At 72.0% G+C, this 18771-nt stretch carries 20 protein-coding genes and 1 tRNA gene; 14 read left to right on the top strand and 7 right to left on the bottom strand.

Features of this window, described 5'->3' with window-relative positions:
* Positions 1–120 precede the first annotated feature (120 nt).
* The 5 genes from NBW76_RS03980 to NBW76_RS03960 form a co-directional block, all read right to left on the bottom strand.
* Positions 121–639 carry a (2Fe-2S)-binding protein gene (locus NBW76_RS03980; RefSeq protein ID WP_056556319.1) on the bottom strand — a complete coding sequence of 173 codons (519 nt, stop codon included), beginning with the start codon at positions 637–639 and terminating at the stop codon, positions 121–123.
* Positions 636–1460, bottom strand: coding sequence for a xanthine dehydrogenase family protein subunit M (locus tag NBW76_RS03975; RefSeq protein WP_055963315.1), 825 nt, complete (start codon positions 1458–1460; stop codon positions 636–638). The genes NBW76_RS03980 and NBW76_RS03975 overlap by 4 nt, the downstream gene beginning before the upstream one ends.
* Positions 1457–3838 carry a xanthine dehydrogenase family protein molybdopterin-binding subunit gene (locus NBW76_RS03970; RefSeq protein ID WP_055963310.1) on the bottom strand — a complete coding sequence of 794 codons (2382 nt, stop codon included), beginning with the start codon at positions 3836–3838 and terminating at the stop codon, positions 1457–1459. Before NBW76_RS03970 ends, NBW76_RS03975 begins: the two co-directional genes overlap by 4 nt.
* Positions 3835–4416 carry an ureidoglycolate lyase gene (locus tag NBW76_RS03965; RefSeq protein WP_055963307.1) on the bottom strand — a complete coding sequence of 194 codons (582 nt, stop codon included), beginning with the start codon at positions 4414–4416 and terminating at the stop codon, positions 3835–3837. Before NBW76_RS03965 ends, NBW76_RS03970 begins: the two co-directional genes overlap by 4 nt.
* A 501-nt stretch (positions 4417–4917) precedes the next feature.
* Positions 4918–4990: transfer RNA gene (locus NBW76_RS03960), tRNA-Thr, on the bottom strand.
* Positions 4991–5080: 90 nt separating this feature from the next.
* On the opposite strand from NBW76_RS03960, the gene NBW76_RS03955 reads away from it, so the two are divergent.
* From NBW76_RS03955 to NBW76_RS03945, 3 genes are read left to right on the top strand one after another with little or no spacing between them, the layout of a single operon-like run.
* Positions 5081–5491, top strand: coding sequence for a hypothetical protein (locus NBW76_RS03955; protein ID WP_056556320.1), 411 nt, complete (start codon positions 5081–5083; stop codon positions 5489–5491).
* A gap of 58 nt (positions 5492–5549) precedes the next feature.
* Positions 5550–6743, top strand: coding sequence for an alanine racemase (locus NBW76_RS03950; protein ID WP_055963301.1), 1194 nt, complete (start codon positions 5550–5552; stop codon positions 6741–6743).
* A gap of 19 nt (positions 6744–6762) precedes the next feature.
* Positions 6763–8058, top strand: coding sequence for a D-arabinono-1,4-lactone oxidase (locus NBW76_RS03945; RefSeq protein ID WP_056556323.1), 1296 nt, complete (start codon positions 6763–6765; stop codon positions 8056–8058).
* Between the two features lie 5 nt (positions 8059–8063).
* On the opposite strand, the gene NBW76_RS03940 is transcribed toward NBW76_RS03945, so the two are convergent.
* Positions 8064–8318 (bottom strand): metal-sensitive transcriptional regulator, encoded by a 255-nt coding sequence (locus NBW76_RS03940; RefSeq protein WP_055963293.1) that lies wholly within the window; start codon positions 8316–8318, stop codon positions 8064–8066.
* An 80-nt stretch (positions 8319–8398) separates the two neighbouring features.
* Between NBW76_RS03940 and NBW76_RS03935 the strand changes: the two genes are divergently transcribed.
* The 10 genes from NBW76_RS03935 to NBW76_RS03890 all read left to right on the top strand — a co-directional run bounded on the left by NBW76_RS03935 (position 8399) and on the right by NBW76_RS03890 (position 16836).
* Entirely contained in the window at positions 8399–8764 is a 366-nt protein-coding gene (locus tag NBW76_RS03935; protein ID WP_056556326.1) for a carboxymuconolactone decarboxylase family protein, read from the top strand.
* Between the two features lie 15 nt (positions 8765–8779).
* On the top strand, positions 8780–8944 hold the full coding sequence (locus tag NBW76_RS03930; RefSeq protein ID WP_164468783.1) for a hypothetical protein: 165 nt from the start codon (positions 8780–8782) through the stop codon (positions 8942–8944).
* Between the two features lie 44 nt (positions 8945–8988).
* The gene (locus tag NBW76_RS03925; protein WP_082482038.1) at positions 8989–9594 is read left to right on the top strand and encodes a DinB family protein; all 606 of its coding nucleotides are present in this window, start codon (positions 8989–8991) and stop codon (positions 9592–9594) included.
* 145 nt (positions 9595–9739) lie between these two features.
* Entirely contained in the window at positions 9740–10627 is an 888-nt protein-coding gene (locus NBW76_RS03920; protein WP_056556332.1) for a phenylalanine 4-monooxygenase, read from the top strand.
* A 117-nt stretch (positions 10628–10744) separates the two neighbouring features.
* Positions 10745–11230, top strand: coding sequence for a flavin reductase family protein (locus NBW76_RS03915; RefSeq protein ID WP_056556334.1), 486 nt, complete (start codon positions 10745–10747; stop codon positions 11228–11230).
* A gap of 102 nt (positions 11231–11332) precedes the next feature.
* Positions 11333–12469 (top strand): dimethylsulfone monooxygenase SfnG, encoded by a 1137-nt coding sequence (gene sfnG, locus NBW76_RS03910; protein ID WP_055963279.1) that lies wholly within the window; start codon positions 11333–11335, stop codon positions 12467–12469.
* A gap of 101 nt (positions 12470–12570) precedes the next feature.
* Complete coding sequence (locus NBW76_RS03905; RefSeq protein ID WP_056556337.1) at positions 12571–13824, top strand: acyl-CoA dehydrogenase family protein; 1254 nt, start codon at positions 12571–12573, stop codon at positions 13822–13824.
* Between the two features lie 170 nt (positions 13825–13994).
* Positions 13995–14462 carry an OsmC family protein gene (locus NBW76_RS03900; RefSeq protein WP_055963272.1) on the top strand — a complete coding sequence of 156 codons (468 nt, stop codon included), beginning with the start codon at positions 13995–13997 and terminating at the stop codon, positions 14460–14462.
* Positions 14459–15643, top strand: coding sequence for an SfnB family sulfur acquisition oxidoreductase (locus NBW76_RS03895; RefSeq protein ID WP_056556340.1), 1185 nt, complete (start codon positions 14459–14461; stop codon positions 15641–15643). Before NBW76_RS03900 ends, NBW76_RS03895 begins: the two co-directional genes overlap by 4 nt.
* Before the next feature lie 65 nt (positions 15644–15708).
* Positions 15709–16836 (top strand): LLM class flavin-dependent oxidoreductase, encoded by a 1128-nt coding sequence (locus NBW76_RS03890; protein WP_056556343.1) that lies wholly within the window; start codon positions 15709–15711, stop codon positions 16834–16836.
* 10 nt (positions 16837–16846) lie between these two features.
* Here NBW76_RS03890 and NBW76_RS03885 read toward each other — a convergent pair whose 3' ends face one another.
* On the bottom strand, positions 16847–17326 hold the full coding sequence (locus NBW76_RS03885) for a CoxG family protein (RefSeq protein WP_055963262.1): 480 nt from the start codon (positions 17324–17326) through the stop codon (positions 16847–16849).
* An 87-nt stretch (positions 17327–17413) separates the two neighbouring features.
* Between NBW76_RS03885 and galE the strand changes: the two genes are divergently transcribed.
* Entirely contained in the window at positions 17414–18430 is a 1017-nt protein-coding gene (galE, locus tag NBW76_RS03880; RefSeq protein ID WP_056556346.1) for a UDP-glucose 4-epimerase GalE, read from the top strand.
* Positions 18431–18771 lie beyond the last annotated feature (341 nt).

Here is an 18771-nt window from a genome sequence, read left to right as displayed (position 1 = left end):
TGCGCGCAGGCTACTACCAGCGCATACGTATCCGCAAAAGATTCGCAGCCGCGCACGGACTCCCGACCGTGGTCCGGGCGAGCCGGGCACCACCCCGCCGGGACAGCAGCCTCGGCGGGCTCAGGCCCGCATCCGCGCGGCCGCCTCGCGGACCGCGCGCACGATGTTGTGGTAGCCGGTGCATCGGCACAGGTTGCCGACCAGTGCCGCGCGGATCTCCTCGTCCGTCGGGTCGGCGTTCGTCGCGAGCAGCTCGCGCGTGGCGAACAGCATCCCAGGCAAGCAGAACCCGCACTGGAACCCGTACTCGTCCCAGAAGGACTCCTGCACGACGTCGAGCTGCTCGGCCCCTTCGACGGGGGCGGACCCTCCGGCGAAGCCCTCGATCGTCGTCAGCGCGGCGCCGTCGACGCTGCCTGCGAGCACCATGCACGACTTCACGCTGCGGTCGTCGAGCGCCACCGTGCAGGCGCCGCAGTCGCCCGTCTGGCAGCCGAGGTGGGTGCCGGTGAGACCGAGACCCTCACGTACCAGCTCGAGCAACGTGAGGCGCGGGTCGAGGGCGACCGCACGGTCCTCGCCGTTGACGCTGAGCCGGAGCGGCGCGTCCTGCGACGCAGCCGTCGGATCGTGGCTCATGGTGCGACTCCTGCCTGCTCGAGAGCTCGTCGGGCGGCGACGGGCGCGACGCTGCGCCGGTAGCCGGCGTCGGCCAGGACGTCGTCCCAGGTCTGCTGCAGCAGCGCCGCCACCTCGGCCGCGAGCGCCCCGGCCCCGGGGGCCACGTCCCGCTCGAGGACGACGGGGACGGGACCGGCCGCGCCGATGGCGACCCGCACACGCCGGCCGTCCGCGTCGAGGACGCACGCCCCGGTCGCGATCGGCCACGAGCTCGCCGCGTGCTTGAGCTTCACGTACCCGTGCGCGCGTCCCGCCGTGCTCGGGAGCACGATCTCCAGGAGCAGCTCGTCCGGTCGCAGGGCGGTGCGGTGGGCTTGGAGGAAGAACGCGTCGACGCCGACCTCGCGCACGCCCTCCTCGCTGGCCAGGCGGAAGCGGGCGTCGAGCGCCGCGAGGCAGCCGGGGACGTCCGACCCGGGTGCCGCCTGGCAGGCGGACCCGGCGAGCGTCGCCGCGTTGAGCAGCTGCACGCCCCCCGTGACGCCGGAGGCCATCGCGACGAGGGTGGGCGCGTGCTCGGCGACCCGCGGGTCCGCCAGCACGTCGGCGTAGGTGGCGGTGGCCGCGAGGACGAGGTCGTCCCCGTCGAGGCGGACCGGCTGCAGGCCCAGTCTTCCGAGGTCGACCACGTGGTCCGGGGACGCCTCGCCCGCGACCATCTCAGGGACGAGCAGGGTGCCACCGCCCAGCACGCGGGCACGTGGCCCGGCCTCGGCCAGCACCGCCACCGCGTCGGCCAGCGCCGTCGGCCGCTCGTGGCGGAACCGGTGGCGGATCATGCGTTCCTCCCCTCGGCCGTCTGCAAGGCGGCCAGGACCGTGGGCGGGGTCAGGGGCAGCCGGTCGAGCACGACACCGAGCGGCGCCAGGGCGTCGTCGATCGCGTTGACCACGGCCGACAGTGCGCCGCCGACCCCCGCCTCGCCGGCGCCCTTGGCGCCGAGCAGGGTGAAGGGGCTCGGGGTCACCAGGTGCTCGACCTCGATGTCGGGCAGGTCCCCCGCGCGCGGCATGAGGTAGCGCTTGAGACGGTCCGTGACGAGGCAACCGTCGTCGTCGTGGACGATCGACTCCATCAGCGCGGCGCCGATGCCCATGGCGACGGCCCCGTGCATCTGGCCCTCCACCAGCGTGGGGTTGATGACCGTCCCGCAGTCGTGCACGACGCCGAAGCGGCGCACCGTCGAGATGCCCGTCTCCACGTCGACGTCGACCACGGCGGCGTGCACCGCGTAGGAGTAGGTCGGGTAGGTCTGCGGCCGACCGTGCTCGTCGGGCACGAACGTCAGGTTGTCGGGCTTGTAGACCCGCGTCGACTCCAGCGCCGGCGTGACGCCGTCGGCGACGCCGAACGCCTGCGAGTACACCGTGAGGGCGACCTCTTCGAGCGGGCACGAACGGTCGCCCGCCCGAGCCCGGCCATCGGCGAGGACGACCTCGTCGACGGTGACGTCGAGCAGCGACGCTGCCACGGTCCGCAGGCGCAGGGCGATGTCCTCGGCGGCGAGCGCGGCGGCACTGCCGCCCACGACCATGCTCCGTCCGCTGAAGTTGCCGAAGCCGTAGGGGCAGCGGTCGGTGTCGCCCTGCACCACGGTGATCGCCGCAGGCGCGACGCCGAGCCGGTCGGCGACGATCTGGGCGATGCCGGTGTCGTTGCCGCCGCCGGGCGAGGTGACGCCGGTCAGGACGGTGACCTGTCCGCTCGGCGCCACGCGGACGGTCGAGGTGTCGAAGCCGCCGACCAGGGTGCCGGGCGTGCCGCCGGCCTCCGGCGTCAGCTCGAAGGCCAGGCCCAGGCCGGTGCGCACCGTCGCGTCGGCCGACTGCTCCCGCTGCCCGCGGCGGACGCCCGGCTCGTCGACGAGCGCGCGGACCCGGTCGAGCGCCAGGTGGTACTGGCCGCTGTCGATGTTGAGCCCGGCGGTGGTCTTGTACGGGAAGGCGTCGTCGGCGATGAGGTTGCGGTGCCGCACCTCGGCGGGGTCGAGGCCGAGCTCGCGCGCCACGAGGTCCATGACGCGCTCCATCATGAGGTTCGTGGCCTCCTTGCCGTACCCGCGCGAGGCGTTCCACGGCGACTTGTTCGTCGCCACGATCCGGAAGCGTGCGTCGACGACCTGGACGTCGTAGCCCGTGGGGAAGGCGAGCGCGGTCAGGTAGGCCATGCCCCAGCCGGGCGCGGCGCCGAGGGCGCCGACGTTGGCGACCAGGTCGTCGCGCAGCGCGCGCACGCGGCCGTCGCCGTCGAAGCCGACCGTGACCTCGTGGTGCTGCTCGCGTCCGCCCACGAGCAGGCAGTCGCTGCGCCGCTCGGTCCAGCGCACCGGGCGGCCAGTGATCCGGCTCAAGACGCAGACGAGCGGCTCCTCGGGGTGGCCGTGCATCTTGAGGCCGAACGCGCCGCCGACGTCGGGCACCACGACCTGCACCTGCTCCTCACCGAGGCGCAGGGCCGAGGCCAGCACGGCTCGCAGGGGGTGCGGGTTCTGGCACGAGCCGTGCAGCGTCATGCGCCGGGTCTGCTCGTCCCAGGTCGCCACGTAGCCGCGGGTCTCCATCGGCTGCTGGGAGTAGCGCTGGATCGTCATGGTCGTCGTGAGCACGCGCTCGCAGCGCGTGAGCTCCTCGTCGACGTCGCCCTGGGTGTACGAGCCGGCCATGACCACGTTGTCCGGCCAGTCGGCGTATGCGCGCGGCGCGGTCGACTCGAGGGCCCGCACCGCATCGAGGACGTGCGGCAGCGGTTCGTACTCCACCGAGATCGCGTCCAGCGCGGCCTCGGCGTCGTGGATCGTCTCGGCGACGACCGCTGCCACGGGCTGGCCCACGTGGACGACCTCGCCGAGCGCGAGGCAGCGCACCTCGACGCTGCGCCCGCCAAACGTCGCAGGGTCGATGAAGTGCGGGATCGGGTCGGCCAGCTCGGCAGCGCCGACGCCGTCGAGCGCCGCGACCACGCCGGGGCTCCGGCGTGCCGCCTCGAGGTCGACGTCGACGATGCGCGCGTGTGCGTGCGGGCTCCGCAGGATCGCGAGGTGCAGCGCACCGGCCGGACGGATGTCGCCGACGTAGCGCGCGCGGCCCGTGAGGAAGGCGTCACCGCGCAGTCGTCGGGTCCGTGAACCGACGTGGGTCGGCGCCACCCCCGCGGTCACGGCAGCTGGATCCGCAGCTCGACGCCGGTGCGGCCCGTGACGTGCCGCTTGTCCACGTCGCCCCAGTGGATCTCACCGTTCTCGTCCGGCGTGGAGCCGAGCGCCTCGGTGAGCGCCCGGTGGCTCGTGACCACCATCGTCGCGCCGCTCGACAGCGGGAACGGGGGCTCGTGCCACGTCCCGCGGTGCAGCGTGAGCCCGGCGTCGCCCGGGACCCAGAAGGCCCGCACCTCGTCCAGGCGGGGGATGCCGTTCTCCTCGGGGGCGTCGGGGCGGGCCACGACGCACAGGAACGGGTTGCCGCCGAGCGGGATGAACGCCTGGGCGATCTCGAAGTGCCGCTCCAGGAAGTTGATCCGGTACTCGCGGATGTGCTGGCGGGTCAGCAGGACCTCGACGTGGTGGTCGCTCTCGAGGGAGCCGGCGACGAAGTTGTCGTCGCGGTCGCCGTAGAGGTCGTAGCCGAGCGACTCGCGCCCGGCGGTGCTGATGACCTCGCCGTACGGCGCGAACGCCTCGGCGGTCAAGGGCTCGGGGACGACGGCCATGAGCGTCGTGGGGGCGGTGACGTCGGACATGGGGCTCCTTGCGGATGCAGCGGTCTGAATACGTATTCAGACAGATGCGAGAGGGCCTGTCAAGAGGGCTGACCAGCAGCCGGACAGACCTCGACCCGCGCGACCTGGCGCCCCGTCCGGCGGCGGAGCCTCCGACAGGAGTCGAACCGCGACATCCTCATGACACGTGCGGCGCACTCATATCGAACCTGCACCTCGGGAGGAATCAGAGCCTCCGACAGGAGTCGAACCCGCGACATCCTCATGACACGTGCGGCGCGCTCATATCCACCGTCGAATCAGAGCCTCCGTCAGGAGTCGAACCCGCGACATCCTCATGACACGTGCGGCGCGCTCATATCCACCGTCGAATCAGAGCCTCCGACAGGAGTCGAACCCGCGACATCCTCATGACACGTGCGGCGCGCTCATATCCACCGTCGAATCAGAGCCTCCGACAGGAGTCGAACCCGCGACATCCTCATGACACGTGCGGCGCGCTCATATCCACCGTCGAATCAGAGCCTCCGACAGGAGTCGAACCCGCGACATCCTCATTACAAGTGAGGCGCTCTACCAACTGAGCTACGGAGGCGTACCGACCCATCGTAGGGCGACTGCCGTCACAGACAGGGGTGCACGTCCTCCTCTACCGTGGACGACGCCGCCGATCATCGAGGACCCCATGCGCATTCGCACCGTCAGCCTGACCACTGCCTTCGCGGTGATGGCCATGCTCACCGTGGGCACGGTCGCCCTCGTGTCCGCCACGGGTGGCGGCGACCGGTCGAGCGCCAGCGACGCGCCGGCCGGGGTCCCGACCACGTCGCTGACGCCGCCCACGACGAAGCCGTCGCCCACACCGCGACCCACGAAGTCGTCCGACGACACCGACGAGCCGGCCGACCCCAAGCCGTCGGACCGCGCGACGGCGGCACCGTCGAAGGCCCCTCGCACGTCGGCTCCTCGCGCCAGCTCGCCCCGACCGGCGGCCACCACCCAGCGCCCCGCTCCCGCTCCGTCGAGCGCCGCGCCGGAGCCCAGCGCGACTCCCGGCCTGCTCGACGGCCTGCTCGGCCCCCTGCTCGGCGACTGAGCACGAGCCTGCGTCCGGGCCCTCCCGCTGACCCTCCAGGTCGTGCCATCCTGAGCGGGTGAGCGCACCCTTCGCACGCCTGCTCTCGGCCACCGCTCCACTCTCGGCTCCCCTCGCGGCGCTCGACGCCCCGGCACTGTGGGCCAACGCCGACGACCTCGTGCGGCGCGCAGCCGGCGTGCCGATCCGCGTGGCCAGCAAGTCGGTGCGGGTGCGGTCGGTCATCGAGCGCACGCTCGCCCGTCCGGGCTTCGCCGGCGTCATGTCCTACTCGTTGGCGGAGAGCTGCTGGCTCGTCGACCAGGGCGTGACCGACGACGTGCTGCTCGCCTACCCGACCGTCGACCGCGCGGGTCTGCTCCTCCTCACCGAGCGCAGCATCGAGGGCGAGCGGCGCCGGGCGGCGATCACGCTGATGATCGACTCGGTCGAGGCCCTCCGGGTCGTCGACACCCTCGTCGGAGGGTCCCACCCCGAGCTGCGCGTCTGCCTCGACGTCGACGCCTCCCTGCGTCCTGGCGTCCTCGGGGTCCACCCGATCCACCTCGGCGTGCGCCGCTCGCCCGTGCACTCGGCCAAGCAGGCGGGCGCCCTGGCCCGCGCCGTCAGCGCCCACGCGGGCTTCGACCTCGTGGGCGTCATGTTCTACGACGCGCAGGTCGCGGGGCTGCCGGACACGTCGCCGGCCGTCCGCATGGTCAAGCGGATCTCCAGCACCGAGCTCGCGCACCGTCGGGGCGACGTCGTCCGCGCCGTCTCGCAGCACGCCGACCTCGAGATCGTGAACGCGGGCGGCACCGGCAGCCTCGAGGTCACCGGGGCCGATCCCGCCATCACCGAGCTCACGGCGGGCTCGGGGCTGTTCACCCCCACGCTCTTCGACGGATACGACGCGTTCGAGGCGCACCCGGCGGCCTACTTCGTGCTCGACGTCGTCCGCCGGCCCGCCAAGGACGTGGCCACGTGCTTCGCCGGCGGCTACACGGCGTCAGGGCCGGCGCAGGCCAACCGCATGCCCACTCCGGTGTGGCCGGAGGGGCTCACGCTCCTCGGCACCGAGGGGGTGGGCGAGGTGCAGACCCCGGTGAGGGGCAAGGCGGCCCGCGGCCTGCGCATCGGCGACCGCGTGGTGTTCCGCCACGCCAAGGCCGGCGAGATGTGCGAGCGCTTCGACGCGGTCACGCTGGTCGACGACGCCGGCCGCGCCGAGACGGTGCCCACGTATCGCGGAGAAGGGAAGAACTTCGGATGAGCGAGCGGTCGGCGGCGCGATGAGCGTCCTGTGGCAGAACTGGGCCCGCAGCGTCCGAGCGCACCCGCGGCGGGTGCTGCACCCGGCGTCGACGCAGGAGGTGGTCGAGGCGGTGCGCGCGGCACGCGCCGAGGGACTGCCGGTCAAGGCCTACGGCGCCGGCCACTCGTTCACGCCGATCGCGGCCACCGAGGGCGTGCTGCTGCGGCTCGACAGGATGGACGCCGTGCTCGGACACGACGCCGCCACGTCTCGGGTGCGGGTGCAGGCGGGCATCTCGCTGCACGCGCTCAACCCACGCCTGCTCGCGCTGGGGCTGGCGCTGCCGAACCTCGGCGACGTGGACCCCCAGTCGGTGGCGGGCGCGGTGTCCACGGGCACCCACGGGACGGGCCACCGACTGCACGGCATCTCCGCAGCGGTGGTCGGGGTGCAGCTCGTCACCGCCGACGGCGACGTGATGGAGATCGACGAGCAGCACCCGTGGTTCGGGGCCTCCCGCGTCACGCTCGGCGCGCTGGGGATCGTGACCGAGGTGACGCTCCAGTGCGTGCCGACGTTCCTGCTGCACGCCCGCGAGGAGCCGATGGCGCTGCCCGAGGTGCTGGACCGGCTTCCCGAGCTCGTCGAGGAGAACGACCACTTCGAGTTCTACTGGTTCCCGCATACGGAGAAGGCGCTCGTCAAGCGCAACAACAGGGTGCCGGACGGGTCCGAGCGCGCACCCGTGGGGCGGGTGCGGCACCTCGTCGACGACGAGCTCCTGAGCAACGGCCTGTTCGAGGTGGCCAACCGGGTGGGCCGTCGCGTTCCGTCACTCGTGCCGCGCATCAACCACCTGAGCGGGTCGGCGCTGTCGGCCCGCGAGTACGCGGACCACTCCCACGAGGTGTTCGTCTCCCCGCGGCGCGTCCGGTTCCGCGAGTCGGAGTTCGCCATGCCGCGGGCGGCCCTGCCCGAGGTGATCGCGTCGCTTCAGCAGTGGTTCGGCGCGGGACACGAGACGGTGTCGTTCCCGATCGAGGTCCGGTTCACGGCCGCCGACGACGTGTGGATGTCGACAGGGCACGAGCGCGACAACTGCTACGTGGCGGTGCACCAGTACCACCGGGTCGACCCGACGGCGTACTTCGCGGCCGCGCAGGACGTGTTCACCGCGCACGAGGGACGACCGCACTGGGGCAAGATGCACACGCTCGGGGCCGACTACCTCAGCGGTCGGTACGCCCGCTTCGACGACTTCGTCGCGATCCGCGACGAGCTCGACCCGCACCGCGTGTTCTCGAACCCCTACCTCGAGCGCGTGCTCGGGTAGGGGCCTCACGCGAGCGACAGGAAGACCTTCTCCAGCCGGGCGACGTCGACGTCCTCGCCCTCGGTGACGCACTTCTGCATCCCCGTGCTCACGAGGGCGAAGCCGCTGCGACTGAGGGCCTTGCTCACGGCGGCCAGCTGCGTGACGACGTCCTCGCACTCCGCGCCCTCCTCCAGCATGCGGATGACGCTGGCCAGGTGGCCGTGGGCGCGCTTCATGCGAAGGGCGACGGCCTTGGTGTCCTCGGGCTCCAGGTGCATGCTCGCATCTTAACCCCCCAGGGGGATGTGTGATAGCGTCCTGACAGGATCCCCCCAGGGGGATGGAGAGGAGATTCGTCATGACCCACGGAAAGGCCGTGCTCGACGAGCTGTCGCCCCTGCACCGCGCCCTCCGGCGCGCTGTCCCCGACGTCTACGCGGGCTTCGGCGAGCTGCACCGCGCGGCCTTCGCCGACGGCGCCCTCGACGTCCGCACCAAGGAGCTCATCGCGCTCGCGATCGGCGTCGTGGAGGGGTGCGACGGATGCATCGCGTCGCACGCCCAGGCCGCCGCCCGCGCCGGCGCCACCCGCCAGGAGGCCGCCGAGGCCATCGGCGTCACGTTCCTCATGCACGGCGGCCCCGCCACCATCCACGGCCCGCGCGCCTACGACGCGTTCTGCGAGTTCGCGCCTGAGGACGAGCCCGCACCCACCACCCCCTGACCCAGGAGTCCCGACATGTGCCGACCCGTGACCTGCTCCACCTGCTCCAAGACCACCTGGGCCGGCTGCGGCCAGCACGTCGCCCAGGTGCGCGCCACGGTCCCCGACGACCAGTGGTGCGCCGGACATCCCGACGAGCCCCGCAGCGGTGGGGTGCTGCGCCACCTCCTCGGTCGCTGACGCGTCCTCTTGCCGCGCTCCCCGGCCACGTGCTGGAGTGAGGGATGACCACAGATGAGCACGGCGGGGGTGCCGGGCCGCGGGCGGCCGATGAGCACGGCGGGGGTGCCGGGCCGCGGGCGGCCGATGAGCACGGCCGGATCGATCCGCCCTTCGCGGGTGACGAGATGTCGACGCTGCGGGGCTTCCTGGACTTCCACCGCCGCACGCTCGCGTGGAAGCTCGAGGGGCTGACCCGTGACCAGCTGGCCGCGACGCACCCTCCGTCGACCATGACGCTGGGCGGGATGCTCAAGCACCTCGCCTACGTCGAGGACTCCTGGTTCGGGGAGGTGTTCCTCGGACGCGAGCCGTCGGAGCCCTGGCGGAGCACCGACTGGCAGGCCGACGCCGACTGGGACTGGCACTCGGCGGTCGACGACGACCCGGCCGACGTCCTGACGCTCTGGAAGGAGTCCGTCGCGAGGTCCGACGCCGCACTCGAGGCGGCGGCCGACGGCCTCGACACCCTCGGCGTGCGCCCCTGGCGCGGCACGGGAGAGCCGCTCTCCCTGCGATGGATCGTCGTGCACATGATCGAGGAGTACTGCCGCCACAACGGCCACGCCGACCTCCTGCGCGAGGCGATCGACGGCTCGACGGGCGAGTAGCGCCACGACCTTCCGGTCCGTGTAGGCCCATGGTTGGATGGATGTGACCAGCACCACATTGCTGCGTCATCGGCGTGTGCCTCACCCCGGCACCGCTCCCACCCATGGCGGACCCCCACCCGGTCGTCCGCGGACAGGAGGACCCGTGTTCGAGGAAGGCCAGTACTTCGCCCCCGTGAAGCAGACCGACGACGGCCGGATGACCGTCGAGCTGGGCGCCGACCACCCCGGGCTGCACGACCCGGAGTACCGCGAGCGCCGTGACCTCCTGGCCACGCTCGCCCACCGGTGGGAGCCCGGCGAGCCCGCCCCCGAGGCGCCCTACACCGACGCCGAGCACGAGGTGTGGCGCGTCGTGAGCGAGGACCTCCTCGCCAAGCACGAGACCTACGCCTGCCGCGAGTTCCTCGACGGCAAGGCCGCCCTCGACCTCCCGCTCGACCGCGTGCCGCAGCTCGAGGAGCTGTCCGACCGGCTGGAGCCGATCACCGGCTTCCGGTACCGCCCTGCCGCCGGGCTCGTGCCCCTGCGCGAGTTCTACGGCGCCCTCGCCGACCACGGCTTCTGGGCCACCCAGTACGTGCGCCACCACTCCGTCCCGCTCTACACGCCCGAGCCCGACGTGCTGCACGAGGTCGTCGGGCACGGCAACACGCTCGCCGACCCCCGGTTCACCCGCCTGTACGAGGCCGCGGGCCAGGCGGCCCGTCGCGTCGAGACGGCCGAGGCGCTCGAGTTCGTCAGCCGGGTCTTCTGGTTCACCCTCGAGTTCGGCGTGGTGCACGAGCCCGACGGCCTGAAGGCCTTCGGCGCGGGAATCCTGTCGAGCCCCGGCGAGATCGAGGAGTTCCGCGGCATGACGATCAAGCCGCTCGACGTCGTGGCCATGGGCACCACCGACTACGACATCACCCACTACCAGGACGTGCTGTTCGCGGCAGACTCCTTCGCCCACGTGGAGGACGCGGTCGGCGGGTTCTGGGACACCTGCACCGACGACTCGATCAACGCCCTGCGCGCGACCGCTGCCTGACGACTAGCACGGGCCGACCGGACGCCCCAGGACGTCCCACCTCCTGAGCAGGTGCCACGACCCCCTCCCCGCGGTCCACGGTGGACACATCACCACCGCACACCTGGGGAGGACGAGATGACCGTGTCCGTGGACACCACGCTCGAGACGGCCCTGCGCAACGCCATGGCGAACTTCGCCACCGGGCTCACCATCGTCACGACGTCGGCCGCAGGGCGCCCGCACGGCACCACCCTGAGCGGCGTCATGTCGCTCTCGATGGACCCGCCGATGATCCTGCTGTCCCTGTCGCGGACGTCGAGCCTTCTCGCCCGCCTGCAGCGCGGCGGGCGCTTCGGTGTCAACGTGCTCGCGGCCCACCAGGACCAGGTCGCCCTGCGGTTCGCGACGAAGGTCCACGACCGCTTCGCCGACATCGGGTGGCGCGACGACGGCGCACCGCGCCTCGACGACGTCCATGCCTGGGTCCTGGCCGACGTGACCGGCACCGTGCCGGCGGGCGACCACGTGCTCGTGCTCGGCACCGTCGTGTCCGCCGAGACCGGCGACCACCAGCCGCTCACCTACTGGCAGCGCACCTTCGGCACCCACAAGGCGTTCTGATGCGAGTCCACTCGCCGCTCGCCGAGCGATGTCACGACTGAGCCGACCCCGCCACCTCCTCACCACCTCCATCACCTCTCACCAGGAAGGGGCTGCTTCGCCATGCCCATCAGCACCGATCCCCTGAAGTTCGCGTACTGGGTCCCCAACGTCTCCGGCGGACTCGTCACCAGCACCATCGAGCAGCGCACCGACTGGAGCTACGACTTCAACGTGAAGGTCGCCCAGCTCGCCGAGCAGGTCGGCTTCGAGTACGCCCTCAGCCAGGTCCGCTACACCGCGTCGTACGGCGCCGACCAGCAGCACGAGTCGACGAGCTTCAGCCTCGGCCTGCTCACCCAGACGGAGAAGCTCAAGGTCATCGCCGCCGTCCACCCCGGTCTCTGGCACCCGGCGGTGCTGGCCAAGTGGATCATCACCGCCGACCACATCTCCGGCGGTCGCGCGGCGGTGAACGTCGTGTCCGGCTGGTTCAAGGACGAGTTCACCGGCCTCGGCGAGCCGTGGCTGGAGCACGACGAGCGCTACCGCCGCAGCGAGGAGTTCATCCGCGTGCTGCGAGGGCTCTGGACCGAGGAGGGGTTCGAGCACCGCGGCGACTTCTACCGGATCCACGACTTCACCCTGAAGCCTGGACCGGTCGACGTGCCGGGCCGTCCGCACCCGGAGATCTTCCAGGGCGGCAACTCCACGGCAGCCCGCCGCAACGGCGGCTCGGTGGCCGACTGGTACTTCTCCAACGGCAAGGACCTCGACGGCTTCACCGAGCAGTACCTCGAGGTGAACCAGAACGCGTCGATCGCCGGACGCGAGGGGCAGGTGAGGTTCGGCCTCAACGGCTTCGTCGTCGCCCGCGACTCCGAGGCCGAGGCCCGCGACGTGCTCGAGGAGATCATCGCGAAGGCCAACCCCGACGCCGTCGAGGGCTTCCGCCAGGCCGTCCAGCAGGCCGGCAGCAGCACGAGCGACGGCAAGGGGATGTGGGCCGACTCCTCCTTCCGGGACCTCGTCCAGTACAACGACGGGTTCCGCACCGGGCTCGTCGGCACGCCGGAGCAGGTGGCCACCCGCATCGTCGAGTACAAGAAGCGCGGCGTCGACCTGTTCCTGCTCGGCTTCCTGCACTACCTCGAGGACATCGCGTACTTCGGCGAGAAGGTGCTGCCGATCGTCCGGGAGCTCGAGACGCAGGCCGTCGAGGCCGGGACCCTCGGCGAGGACGCCCTCACGTCGGCCTGACACCACGATCCCCCGGCGGCAGAGGCCGGCGGGTGCCCGCCGGGGTGGCGAGACCCCGACGGGCGGCATTCCCCACTAGCGCAAGGAACAGGAGCAAGACTATGACCACCACCGAGAACATCACCGTGCAGGAGGCCGTCACCTCCTCCCCCTGGGCCGACCAGGCCCGACCCACCACCCGCGAGGGCTGGCTCGAGCGAGCGGCCGACGTCGCCGGGATCCTGGCGGCGGACGCCGTCGAGCGCGATCGCGCCCAGGCCGTGCCCACGGCCGAGGTTCAGCTGCTCAAGGATGCCGGCCTCGTCACGCTGCTCGGTCCCGCCGAGCACGGCGGCGCGGGCCAGACGTGGGACCTCGCGTACCAGGTCGTGCGTGAGGTCGCCTCCGGCGACGGGTCCATCGGCCAGCTGCTGGCCTACCACTACCTGTGGGCCTGGGCGGTCCGCCTCGTGGGCACACCCGAGCAGATCACCGCGGTCGAGGAGCTCTACACGACCGGCAACCTCTTCTTCGGCGGCGCCGTGAACCCCCGTGACGGCGACCTCACCATCCGCGACGAGGGGGACGAGATCGTCTACAACGGTCGCAAGTCGTTCTCGACCGGCTCGAAGGTCAGCGACCTCACCGTCCTCGAGGGTGTCCTCGACGGCACCGAGAAGCACATCTTCGCGATCGTCCCCAGCGACCAGCCCGGGATCGTGTTCCACGACGACTGGGACAACCTCGGCCAGCGGCTCACCGAGTCCGGGGGCGTCACCATCACGGACGTCCGAGTGCCGTGGGCGGCCGCCGCCGGCTACGTCGACAAGGAGCTGGTCGAGCTGGTCTACGGCACCCTCAACCTGCCGACGATCCAGCTCGTCTTCAGCAACTTCTACCTGGGCATCGCGCGAGGTGGCCTCAAGGCGGGGACCGCCTACACCCGCTCGACCACGCGACCGTGGCCCTACGGCGGCGACGACAAGGCCAGCGCGAGCGAGGAGTGGTACGTCCTGGAGGGCTACGGCCGACTCCAGAGCCAGCTGTGGGCCGCCGAGGCCCTGGCCGACGAGGTGGGCCGGGAGATCTCCACCCTTCTCCACGCGCCGCGCGAGGACCTGACGCCCGAGGCACGTGGGCGGGTGGCCGTGCGGGTGGCCGCGGTCAAGCAGCTCGCGAACGACGTCGCCCTCGAGGTAGGCACGAAGATCTTCGAGCTCACCGGGGCGCGGGCATCCAGCAACAAGGTCGGCCTCGACCTGTTCTGGCGCAACGCGCGGACGCACACGCTCCACGACCCCGTGGCGTACAAGCGTCGCGAGGTCGGCGAGTACGCGCTGCTCGGGAAGATCCCCGAGCCCAGCTGGTACACGTGAGCCCCTCTCCCACCCAGGACCGCTCGGGCGGGTGACCGGTCACGCACCGGTCCCCGCCCGGGCCTAGCACCCCGCTGCCCTTCACGCAGACCAGCCCACTGCTCGACACGCGACCCAGGCGTCGACCGCGAGGTCGACGCTGGTCGCACCACCCAACGAGAGGACCCCTCATGAGCACCACCACCCTCGTCCCGTTCGTCGTCGAGAGCACCGGCCACGGTGTCGCGCAGCAGATCACGGTCGGAGGTGACAACGCCCACGTCTTCCACGCCGACACCTACCCGGCCTTCGGCGGATCCGACGCGGCCCCCAGCCCGCTGGCGTACACGCTCGGCGCGCTCACGTCGTGCAACCAGATCACCGCAACCCTCGTCGCGAAGGACCTCGGCCTCACCCTCGGCGCGTTCACCTTCCACGCCCAGGGCGACCTCGATCCGTCCGTGTTCGTCGGCGGCGCCGAGGGCGACGCGAACTTCCGCGCCGTCAGCGTCGTCGCCACGGTCGAGACCGATGCCGACGAGGCCGCCTTCGACCGGTTCGTGAGCGAGCTCGAACGCCGTTGCCCCGTCACCCAGCTCTTCCAGCGCAGCGGGCTGGACTTCCGGTCCTCCTGGACCCGCGAGCCCCTGCCGTCGTGAGCACCGTCCCGCCGTCCGAGCTCGTCGTGACCGTCGCCGAGCACCTGCCGACCATCGCCGCAGGAGCGGGCGAGCGCGACCGGGAGCGGGCCCTTCCGCGCGCGGAGCTCGACCTGTTGTCCGCGCTCGGCGCCCTGGCCGTCACGGTGCCGGCCACCCACGGCGGACCGGGCGGCGGGGCAGTCGAGGCGGCCGAGCTCCTGCGGCTGCTCGCCACGGTCGACCCGAGCGTCGCGCAGGTGCCCCAGAGCCACTTCGTGTACCTGCGACTCGCCGAGATCGCCGGGTCCCCCGCCCTCCAGCAGCAGCTGTTCGGGGACGTCCTCAGGGGAGCCCGCGTGGCCAACGCGCAGTCCGAGCGCACGGGAGCGACCGTCACCGACATCGCCACCCGCGTCCGGATCGACGACCAGGGGTGGGCCGTGGTCGACGGCGAGAAGTTCTACGCCACCGGGAGCGTGCTGGCCGACTGGCTCGCCGTGCTGGCCCGCGACCGTGACGGTGCGGACCGCATCGCGTTCCTGCCGGCCGAGACGCCCGGCGTCTCGGTGATCGACGACTGGGACGCCCTCGGCCAACGCACCACCGCCAGCGGCACGGTGCGGCTCGACGCCGTGCGCGTCCCACTGACCCACGTCGCCGAGCGGGAGGCCGCGGTCGGCGGTCCGCACGGCTACGGGGCCTTCGCCCAGCTGCTGCACGCAGCGATCGACGTGGGCATCGCGCGAGGCGCGCTGACCGACGCGGCGACCTTCACCCGTACGTCCTCGCGGCCCTGGTTCGAGTCCGGGGTCGACCGCGCACAGGACGATCCGTTGCTCGTCCAGCGCTACGGCGAGCTGGAGGTGGCCGTCCGTGCCGCCGAGGCCGCGCTCGACGTCGCCGCACGCGCCGTCGACGCCACGTGGCGAGAGCCGTCCGACGCGGCCGCCACCGAGGCGTCGCTCTCCGTGGCCGCCGCGAAGGTGCTGGGCGACCGAGCGGCCCTCGAGGTCACGTCGGTGGGGTTCGAGCTGGGCGGCACCCGCTCGGCCGCACGCGGCACGGCCACCGGGGCCCACGACCGGCACTGGCGCAACGCGCGCACCCACACGCTCCACGACCCCGTGCGCTGGAAGCTGCAGCACCTGGGCCGATGGGCCGTCGCCGGGACACCCCCGCCACGCACGGCGCAGGTGTAGTCGGTGGACGAGTCCGGGATGTGGGACCAGCGGTCCACCTTCTGTCGCGGCGTCATGCTCGTCTCATGAGCCTGACGTTCCACTGGTTCCTGCCCACCACCGGCGACAGTCGCACCCTCGTCGGCGGTGGGCACTCCGTGCCGGCCGACGTGGCGCGCGGCGGTGGCGCCGAGAACACCGCCGGTCGGTACCGCGAGCCCGACCTCGACTACCTCGTCGACGTCGCCCGCACCGCCGAGCGGCTCGGCTTCGAGGGGGTCCTGACCCCGACCGGCACCCCGTGCGAGGACGCCTGGGTCGTCGCATCGGCGCTGCTGGCGCACACCAGCCGGCTGAAGTTCCTCATCGCCCTGCGCCCGGGCCTGATCAGTCCGACGCTGCTCGCGCAGATGTCGTCGACGTTCCAGCGCGTGTCCGGCGACCGCCTCCTGCTGAACGTCGTGGTGGGCGGTGACCCGTCCGAGCAGCTGCGCTTCGGCGATCGCGTCACCAAGGACGACCGCTACCGCCGGGCCGAGGAGTTCCTGCAGGTCTTCCGCGACGCCTTCACCGAGGCCGGCTCGTCGTTCACCGGTGAGCACTACGACGTCGAGGACGCCCGCACTCGACAGCCGGGCACGGTGCCACCGATCTACCTGGGTGGCTCGTCCGCGGCTGCCGGACCCGTCACCGCGCGGCAGGTCGACACCTACCTCACCTGGGGCGAGGCGCCCGACGCGGTCGCCGAGAAGATCGCGTGGATCCGCAAGCTCGCGGCCGACGAGGGTCGCGAGGTGCGCTTCGGCATCCGGCTGCACACCATCAGCCGCGACACGAGCGAGGACGCCTGGGCGGTGGCCGACCGCATGCTCGCCGAGCTGGACCCGACCGACGTCGCGAAGGCGCAGGCGGCTCTGGCGGACAGCGAGTCGGAGGGCCAGCGACGCATGCGCGAGCTGCACGGCGGGGTGGCACCCACGAGCGCCCGGAGCCTCGAGGTCCACCCCGGTCTCTGGGCGGGCGTGGGACTGGTGCGCAGCGGCGCGGGCACGGCGCTCGTCGGCAGCCACGGCGAGGTCGCCGACCTCATCGGCGAGTACGCCGACATCGGCATCGAGGAGTTCGTCCTCTCCGGCTACCCGCACGTGGAGGAGGCCTACTGGTTCGCCGAGGGCGTCCGGCCCATCCTGAGCGCTCGGGGGCTCGCGGAGTGACGCCGCGCGCCTAGGCGTCGACCTGGTCGGCGTCGAGGCGGTCGAGCAGGGCCCGGCCGAAGCCGCGACCCATGGTCGCGAGGACCCCGTCCATCGCGGTCCTCACCGCGGGCTTGGCCAGCTTCGCCAGGGGCAGGTCGACCCGGACCTCGAGGTCGATGTCGAGCAGGGTGCCCTGCTCGTGCTCGGTGAGCGTGTAGACGCCCTCGACGCCGGCCCGCTCACGCTCGCCCTCGGGCGGGTCGTGCGTGAAGGACAGCCGGCTCGGCTCGTCGGACTCCATGCGCACCGTGAACGCGGGCGCGATGCTGACGCCGAGGCCGGGCACCTCGTCCATCGACCAGCGCCAGTGGTCGCCGTCGACCTCGATGCTGCGCACGAGCGGCGTCATGTCGGCCACGGCGTCGGGGTCGGTGAGGACCGCCCACACCTGCTCCCGGTCGGCCGTGACGACGGCGGACGACGAACGCTTCGACGAGAACCAGGTCATGCGTCGATCCTGCCCGCAGAAGCACCGGACCGCGCGTCGGCGACGGCAGGCTGGGTCGGCTGCCGGGCGCCTCGGTAGCGTGACGCCATGCGTGTCCTCGTCACCGGCGGTGCCGGCTACATCGGTTCCCACACCGTCCTCACCCTCCTCGAGCAGGGTCACGACGTCGAGGTGGTCGACAACCTCGTCAACGGCAAGGCCGAGGCGGTGCGTCGCGTGGGCGAGCTCGCTGGTCGCGACGTCGCTCTGCACGAGGTCGACCTGACCGACCGCACGGCGACGCATGCGGTGCTGGGTCGCGGGTTCGACGCCGTCATCCACTTCGCCGCGCTCAAGGCGGTCGGCGAGAGCACCCAGAAGCCGCTCGAGTACTACGCCAACAACATGGGATCCACGTTCACCCTCCTCGAGGCCATGCGCTCCCACGACGTGCGCACGCTCGTGTTCTCGTCCTCGGCCACCGTGTACGGCGAGAAGGCACCGGTCCCCTACGTCGAGGACTTCCAGCCGCTGGACTCCTCGAGCACCTACGGCCAGACGAAGGTCATGACCGAGCGCATCCTCACCGACGTCGCCGCGGCCGACCCCGCCTGGCGGGTGGCGCTCCTGCGCTACTTCAACCCGGTGGGCGCCCATCCCTCCGGCCGCATCGGCGAGGACCCGCAGGGCACCCCCAACAACCTGGTGCCGTTCATCGCCCAGGTGGCGGTGGGCCGACGTGAGCGGCTGTCGGTCTTCGGCGGCGACTACCCCACGGCGGACGGCACGTGCGAGCGCGACTACATCCACGTCCAGGACGTCGCCGAGGGCCACGTGGTCGCCCTCGACGCGATCCTCGCCGACGAGCCGGGCGTGCACGCCTGGAACCTCGGCAGCGGTCAGGGCACGTCGGTGCTGGAGATGATCCACGCCTTCGAGCGCGCCAGCGGACGCGAGATCCCCTACGACGTCGTCGACCGCCGACCCGGCGACCTGCCCGCCTTCTGGGCCGACCCGAGCAAGGCCGAGCAGGAGCTGGGCTGGACGACCTCGCGCACCGTCGACGACATGTGCCGCGACACCTGGACCTGGCAGTCGCAGTACCCCCAGGGCTACGACGCCTGAACCTGACCGAGCGCAGCGAGGGAACGGTTCAGGCGGGTCGAGTGGTGCACGCCGAAGGCGTCCTGCTGTATCGAGACCACGAGAGCGTCCAGACCCCGCCGCCTCGAGGCGGTCGGCCTCCGAAAGGGCCTCGACCGGAGCGGACCCAGCGCCCCGACCGAGCCCCCGGGCCGTCATCCCGTTCTGGACACTTCCGGGGCACGGATCGGGGTCCAGATGCCCCGGAACTGTCCAGAACACGCGTTTTGACGAGTTCGTGTCGATCCCTCGCAGAGAAATCGACACGAAGTCGTCAGAACGCGTGGACCCGCAGCCGGGAGGCCCGATCGAGCCCGGCGCCC

The organism is Aeromicrobium sp. Leaf245, assembly GCF_942548115.1.
Lineage (GTDB): Bacteria > Actinomycetota > Actinomycetes > Propionibacteriales > Nocardioidaceae > Aeromicrobium.
This window is presented reverse-complemented; position numbering and strand designations above follow the sequence as displayed.

What these genes read in the sequence shown, in the direction of transcription:
- NBW76_RS03980 (WP_056556319.1), bottom strand. Translation starts at nt 639, where the DNA reads ATGAGCCACGATCCGACGGCTGCGTCGCAGGACGCGCCGCTCCGGCTC.
- NBW76_RS03975 (WP_055963315.1), bottom strand. Translation starts at nt 1,460, where the DNA reads ATGATCCGCCACCGGTTCCGCCACGAGCGGCCGACGGCGCTGGCCGAC.
- NBW76_RS03965 (WP_055963307.1), bottom strand. Translation starts at nt 4,416, where the DNA reads ATGTCCGACGTCACCGCCCCCACGACGCTCATGGCCGTCGTCCCCGAG.
- NBW76_RS03955 (WP_056556320.1), top strand. Translation starts at nt 5,081, where the DNA reads ATGCGCATTCGCACCGTCAGCCTGACCACTGCCTTCGCGGTGATGGCC.
- NBW76_RS03945 (WP_056556323.1), top strand. Translation starts at nt 6,763, where the DNA reads ATGAGCGTCCTGTGGCAGAACTGGGCCCGCAGCGTCCGAGCGCACCCG.
- NBW76_RS03940 (WP_055963293.1), bottom strand. Translation starts at nt 8,318, where the DNA reads ATGCACCTGGAGCCCGAGGACACCAAGGCCGTCGCCCTTCGCATGAAG.
- NBW76_RS03935 (WP_056556326.1), top strand. Translation starts at nt 8,399, where the DNA reads ATGACCCACGGAAAGGCCGTGCTCGACGAGCTGTCGCCCCTGCACCGC.
- NBW76_RS03930 (WP_164468783.1), top strand. Translation starts at nt 8,780, where the DNA reads ATGTGCCGACCCGTGACCTGCTCCACCTGCTCCAAGACCACCTGGGCC.
- NBW76_RS03925 (WP_082482038.1), top strand. Translation starts at nt 8,989, where the DNA reads ATGACCACAGATGAGCACGGCGGGGGTGCCGGGCCGCGGGCGGCCGAT.
- NBW76_RS03915 (WP_056556334.1), top strand. Translation starts at nt 10,745, where the DNA reads ATGACCGTGTCCGTGGACACCACGCTCGAGACGGCCCTGCGCAACGCC.
- sfnG (WP_055963279.1), top strand. Translation starts at nt 11,333, where the DNA reads ATGCCCATCAGCACCGATCCCCTGAAGTTCGCGTACTGGGTCCCCAAC.
- NBW76_RS03905 (WP_056556337.1), top strand. Translation starts at nt 12,571, where the DNA reads ATGACCACCACCGAGAACATCACCGTGCAGGAGGCCGTCACCTCCTCC.
- NBW76_RS03900 (WP_055963272.1), top strand. Translation starts at nt 13,995, where the DNA reads ATGAGCACCACCACCCTCGTCCCGTTCGTCGTCGAGAGCACCGGCCAC.
- NBW76_RS03890 (WP_056556343.1), top strand. Translation starts at nt 15,709, where the DNA reads ATGAGCCTGACGTTCCACTGGTTCCTGCCCACCACCGGCGACAGTCGC.
- NBW76_RS03885 (WP_055963262.1), bottom strand. Translation starts at nt 17,326, where the DNA reads ATGACCTGGTTCTCGTCGAAGCGTTCGTCGTCCGCCGTCGTCACGGCC.
- galE (WP_056556346.1), top strand. Translation starts at nt 17,414, where the DNA reads ATGCGTGTCCTCGTCACCGGCGGTGCCGGCTACATCGGTTCCCACACC.